Origin of the sequence: Streptomyces sp. NPDC002785 (assembly GCF_040295565.1) — a bacterium.
In the GTDB taxonomy this organism is placed as follows: Bacteria; Actinomycetota; Actinomycetes; order Streptomycetales; family Streptomycetaceae; genus Streptomyces.
This window is the reverse complement of the sequence record NZ_JBEOVN010000319.1, coordinates 1-5186: the sequence shown is the minus strand read 5'-3', so window position 1 is coordinate 5186 and position 5186 is coordinate 1. Positions and strand designations below refer to the sequence as shown.

The following is a 5186-nucleotide window of genomic DNA, read 5'->3' as shown; positions in this document are numbered from 1 at the left end:
CGGCCTCATGCCGAGCGCGGGCGCGTACCGGCGCACGCCTGTGCCGACGACCCCCGGGTACGACTGCACCCGCTCCCACTGCGGTGTCCTCGACCCGATCCCGTCACCGGGCCCGGCCAGCGCGTCGGCATGGGCCTGCGCGCTCTGCCATTCGGCGTAATTGAGTACGCGCGTTCCGTCGGTGCTCACATGGAAGTGTCCGGAGATGCCGCCGGGGGCGGGCGCCGGATCGGTTCCCAACGCCTCGAACACGGTGTCCACCCAGTCCCGCTGCCGGGCCTTGTCCGCCCCGTCGAACTCGACGTCGACGATCACGACGCACCCCGGCTCCCGCCCGTCCCCCTCCCGCGGCAGCGCGGAACGGTACAGCTCAAGGGTGTGCAGCCCGAGCCGCTGAATGCCCGGCACGGCGGCGTCGATGTCCGCGTTGCGTTCGTCCCGGCCGTGCCGGAAGAAGTCCTGATACGCCTGCTCCCCACTCCACTGGCTGTAGTGGAACAGTGTTTTTCCGTCCTCACCGACATGGACGGTGTAGGAGAGCAGCCCCGGATGCGGCCACTCTCGGCTGTCCCACGCCTCGCGAATGGCTTCGACCGTCTGCCGCTGCCGCTCGGGAGTGCCGACATCCCAGGTGCTCGCCTTGACCAGTCCGACGTCGTTATGGGCAAGATCGGGACGGGATTCGAATTGCACGCGCATGTCGGGTCCTCCTGACCGGTGCACCCATGTGGCGCGCCGCTGCCGACCACACTGGTACGTCAAGTGCGCTCGAGGTCAACCACACCACCTGTCGACGCCGCCAGTCCCACCGACAGGACAACGAACGGAGTACCGCATGGAGCTGCGCCTCAAGGCGATCAGCCGCGAGGAACATCTGGCGTTCGTCGCGAGCCGGCCCGCCATGAGCCATATGCAGGTTCCGTCGTGGGGCGATGTGAAGCCCGACTGGCGCGCGGAGAGCATCGGCTGGTTCGACCGGGACGGCGCCGGCCGGGAACGGATCGTCGGAGCCGGGCTCGTTCTCTACCGGCCGATACCGCGGGTGAAGCGCTATCTGGCCTATCTGCCGGAGGGCCCCGTCATCGACTGGCACGACGCCGGTCTGAGGCAGTGGCTGGATCCGATGCTGGCGCATCTGAAGGCGCAGGGTGCGTTCTCGGTGCGCATGGGGCCGCCGGTGGTCGCCCGGCGCTGGGACGCCAGGACCGTCAAGAACGCCATCGCCGACCCGGCCGCCGGACGGCTGCGGGACGTGGAGGCGGATGTGAACGAGCCACAGGCCGCCGCCCTCGTGGAGCAGCTGCGCCGACTGGGCTGGCAGCAGGGCAAGGATGAAGCGGGCCGTCGACCGGGCCAGGCTGCGGGGGTGCGGGCTGATGCAGCTGACCAGTAACAAGCGGCGTACGGACGCGCACCGTTTCTACGAGTCGCCGGGCTTCGCCCGCAGCCACGAAGGCTTCAAGCTCGCTCTCTGATCCCCCCTTTCGCCGCGCTACTGGGGAGATTCGGTCCGCCCGGCGTTCATTAGGCAAGTGCGTTGTCGGGCAACGAGGTGTCGGCTGCTTCGCGGCACTGGTCCCCAAGGCCGGGCTCGGAGTAGGGACGCGGAGGGCCCCGCACGAAACCGGGAGGTCGGGGGTTCACGTGCGGGGCCGCTCACGGGGTGTGGGCCGTCAGACTCCGATCAGGGTGTACGTACCCGTACCGTCCTGCCTGCCGCTGGAGTACTGGCGTATGAACTCCCCGTCCGCGTACCGGTCGTGGCCCATCATGGAGCCGGTGTACTTGTTCTGTACACCGACCTTCGAGCTGCCGGGTATGTCGCGGTAGATGTAGAACCGCTGGAGGTCGTCCTCCGTGCAGGAGGCCGTCATCAGGACCGCCTGTTCGGTGGCCGCGTTCTGCTCGGCGATGGTCGCGCACCCGCCGTTGCCCCAGTTCCACAGGGACGCCTCGAGGACCCCGTTTTGCTCCGTCACGTTGCACAGGCGCCAGTTGTCCAGGTGGGCGCTGAAGATCGTCGAGGGCCGCAGGCGGACACCGTCGGCCGCCAAGAGCGGCGCGCCCCAGGACAGGGGCTTGCCGGGTACGGCGATCTTGTAGGCGCCGGGCTTGCAGTCGAGAGCGGCCCGCGCGCTACGCCCGGTGGCCTTGGGCTGTTCGGCGGACGTGCCGCTGGTGAGAGCGGGGCGCTGCACGAGGCGGTCCCGCTTCTGCTTCGCCGTCGGCGCCACCGCACCCGCCGGGTGCACGGCCTTCGCGGCGGCCGAGCCGCAGTCGAGGAGGCCTTGTGCCTTGGCCATGATGCTGCCTGCGGGCACCTCGTCCTGGCAGCGCACCGCGCCTTCCTCGAGGGTGGTGTAGGTGGTGAAGCTGCCGCTGCCTGGCCCCTCGATCCACTTCAACGCCCAACTGCCGTCGCCCTGTTGGACGCGGTTGCAGTTGAGGCTTCCGTACGTACCGGTGACCTTCTTGGTGCCCTTGTAGGCGCCGTAGTAGCCGGGCTGGTTAAAGTTCCACGTGACCGAATTCGACTCGCTGCTGGTGGAGGAGTAGTCGACCTTTACGTTCAGGCCCAGGCTCGCGCCGACCTTGCCGAGGGTCTCGACGGCGAAACTGCCCTCGACATTGCCGTTGAGGCCGACGGAGACCGAGATGGTCGTCTGGGTGCTGGTGCTGACGGTCTGGGTGCCGGTCGTGCCCTCGGTGACGTACCAGCCCTTGAAGTGGGTGATCGTCGGGGACACTTCGGTGGTCTTGATGTACGGGTGGCGTGTGCCGAGGTCGGCCGCCGTACAGGTGTCGCCGGGCCGGGGCGCCGTCGTGTTGGTGGGTGCTGCAGCAGCCGGTGAGGCGGCAAGGCCCATGGCGGTGACCGCCCAGGCGGCCGCCGTAGCGGTCACCGCCATGAGTGATCTGCCGATGCGGCTGACGGGTCCTATGGGGCGCATCATTGCCTATTTCCCCCTGGTCGTCTGTGTGTGTCCGGTCGGGGGTGAATGTAGCGGCCACGGGGGTGGTGGCGTGAGGCCGGAACTGGCCACAAATGACCACGGAGGGGAATATTCCGCCCCTGGCGCAGACCGTTGCCGGGCCGGTTCGATCCCCGGTGAACGCGTACGCCACCGAACATGGGGGACCACCCTTTGAAACGCGCCAGGCACCTGCTCGCGGCAGTAGCCGCACTCGCCCTGACCGCAGCCCTCCTCGCCCTGGGCGCCTCACCGGCCGCCGCCGCACCGTCGGCGGCCAGCCGGGCGGCTCCCAAGGGCCACGGCACGTGCACGGCCACCGCCCCCGACTCCGGGCCCGCGCGCCAGGGCGCGGCGTGGACCTGCACCAGACAGGGCCCCGTCTCCGCTCGAGAGCTGGCCCGCATCCGCGTTCACCGCCGCCCGGGTCACCGCCGCCCCCCGAAGGCGCTGCTCGACGCCGGACCGGTCCGGGAACCGCTGCAGCCCGCCGGGCGCGAGGCGGCCGACGGGCTGCGGAGGGCGTACGAGGAACTCCTCGCCGCCACGAGCTAGTTGTGGCTGTGCAGGACGTCGTTGAGGCCGTCCCAGACCGCGTTGTTCGGGCGGGCCTCGACGGCGCCGGTGACCGAATTGCGACGGAAGAGGATGTTCGAGGCGCCGGAGAGCTCACGGGCCTTGACGATCTGGCCGTCCGGCAGCGTGATGCGGCTGCCGGCCGTGATGTAGAGCCCGGCCTCGACGACGCACTCGTCGCCGAGCGCGATCCCGACACCGGCCTCGGCGCCGATCAGGCAGCGCTCGCCGATGACGATGCGCTCCTTGCCGCCGCCGGAGAGGGTGCCCATGGTGGAGGCGCCGCCGCCGATGTCGGAGCCGTTGCCGACCACGACACCCGCGGAGATCCGGCCCTCGACCATCGACGTGCCGAGGGTGCCCGCGTTGAAGTTGACGAAGCCCTCGTGCATGACGGTGGTACCGGAGGCGAGGTGCGCGCCGAGCCTGACCCGGTCGGCGTCGGCGATCCGGACACCCTTCGGCGCGACGTAGTCCGTCATCCGGGGGAACTTGTCGACCGAGGTGACCTGGAGGTGCAGGCCCTCGGCGCGGGCGTTCAGCCGCACCTTCTCCACGTCGTCGACGGCGACCGGGCCGAGCGAGGTCCAGGCGACGTTGGTGAGGAGGCCGAAGAGGCCGTCCAGGTTCTGGCCGTGCGGCTGGACGAGGCGGTGCGAGAGAAGGTGCAGGCGCAGGTACGCGTCGTGCGCGTCGAGCGGCTTGTCGTCGAGCGAGGCGATGACCGTACGTACGGCGACGATCTCGACACCGCGGCGGGCGTCCACGCCGATGGCCTTGGCGGCGCCCTCGCCGATGAGGTTGACGGCCTGGTCGGGGGTGAGCCGTTCGGTTCCGGCCGGGCCGGGCTCCGCGGTGAGCTCGGGGGCGGGGAACCAGGTGTCGAGAACGGAACCGTCGCCGGCGATGGTGGCGAGGCCGGCGGCGACGGCGCCGGTGGTGCGAACAGGAGTCGTGTCGGTCATGACACGAACCTAACCGGCGAGCCACCGCCGGAGCCAACCGGTCTCGCCGGATGGTCGCGCGCGGCCCCCGGGAGCCCACGACCACCCGGTCAGCCGGGCTGCGCCTGCCGTTCGGGTGCCGGTGCGGGAGCTTCCTCGCGCACCGGCCCGCGCAGCCACCGCACCGCCAGCACCGCCGCACCCGCACCGCCCGCCAGCACCGCGCAGGCCGGCCAGAGCAGTCCCGGCGCGGCAGCGTAGAGGGCGCCGCCGATCGGCGGCGCCAGCACCTGGCCGCTGATGGAGGCGCCCGCGTACAGGCTCTGAAAGCGGCCCTGCGCATGGGCGGGAGCCTGGTCGGCGACGTACGCCGTCGCGGTGGTCTTGTAGAGGATCTCGCCCGCGGTCAGCGACGCCATCATGGTGACGGCGAACAGCGCCCCGGCCCCCAGGATCAGCGCCGCGTATCCCAGCCCCACGAGCAGCAGCCCGGTGCCCACGATGCTCAGCGGCGCGCGCCGGCGCAGCGCGCGCACCCTCCCCAATGAGTTTCCCTTGGGAACGGACTATGGCATCGTGCTTTCCTGCAGGTCAATCAGTTGACGTGCTCCCTGGCCTAAAGTCCAGGGATTCCGGCCTGGGTCGTGTGACCCTTCCGGGGGCTTCCTGCTTCAACGCGCTGTGCCGGGACTTT

General features: G+C 70.4%; 3 protein-coding genes and 4 pseudogenes. 3 read left to right on the top strand and 4 right to left on the bottom strand.

The features are described from left to right. Positions 1–699 (bottom strand): antibiotic biosynthesis monooxygenase (locus tag ABTZ94_RS36150; RefSeq protein WP_351207460.1); only part of this gene is annotated, 699 nt, incomplete at its 3' end. Between the two features lie 136 nt (positions 700–835). Between ABTZ94_RS36150 and ABTZ94_RS36145 the strand changes: the two are divergent. Beyond that, positions 836–1366, top strand: a pseudogene (locus tag ABTZ94_RS36145) (peptidoglycan bridge formation glycyltransferase FemA/FemB family protein); the annotation flags it as partial. Then, positions 1341–1475: pseudogene (locus tag ABTZ94_RS36140) on the top strand (GNAT family N-acetyltransferase); the annotation flags it as partial. The pseudogenes ABTZ94_RS36145 and ABTZ94_RS36140, both read left to right, overlap by 26 nt. 198 nt (positions 1476–1673) lie before the next feature. On the opposite strand, the gene ABTZ94_RS36135 reads toward ABTZ94_RS36140, so the two are convergent. Beyond that, positions 1674–2951: a hypothetical protein gene (locus ABTZ94_RS36135; protein WP_351207462.1), complete on the bottom strand. Its 1278-nt coding sequence runs from the start codon at positions 2949–2951 to the stop codon at positions 1674–1676. 465 nt (positions 2952–3416) lie between these two features. Here ABTZ94_RS36135 and ABTZ94_RS36130 point away from each other — a divergent pair. Continuing rightward, a pseudogene (locus ABTZ94_RS36130) lies at positions 3417–3527 on the top strand (4-hydroxy-tetrahydrodipicolinate synthase); the annotation flags it as partial. Here ABTZ94_RS36130 and dapD read toward each other — a convergent pair. Further along, the gene (dapD, locus tag ABTZ94_RS36125) at positions 3524–4513 is read right to left on the bottom strand and encodes a 2,3,4,5-tetrahydropyridine-2,6-dicarboxylate N-succinyltransferase (RefSeq protein WP_351207458.1); all 990 of its coding nucleotides are present in this window, start codon (positions 4511–4513) and stop codon (positions 3524–3526) included. The pseudogene ABTZ94_RS36130 and the gene dapD sit on opposite strands and share 4 nt — an antisense overlap. A gap of 89 nt (positions 4514–4602) precedes the next feature. Then, positions 4603–5037 (bottom strand): annotated as a pseudogene (locus ABTZ94_RS36120) (MFS transporter); the annotation flags it as partial. Positions 5038–5186 lie beyond the last annotated feature (149 nt).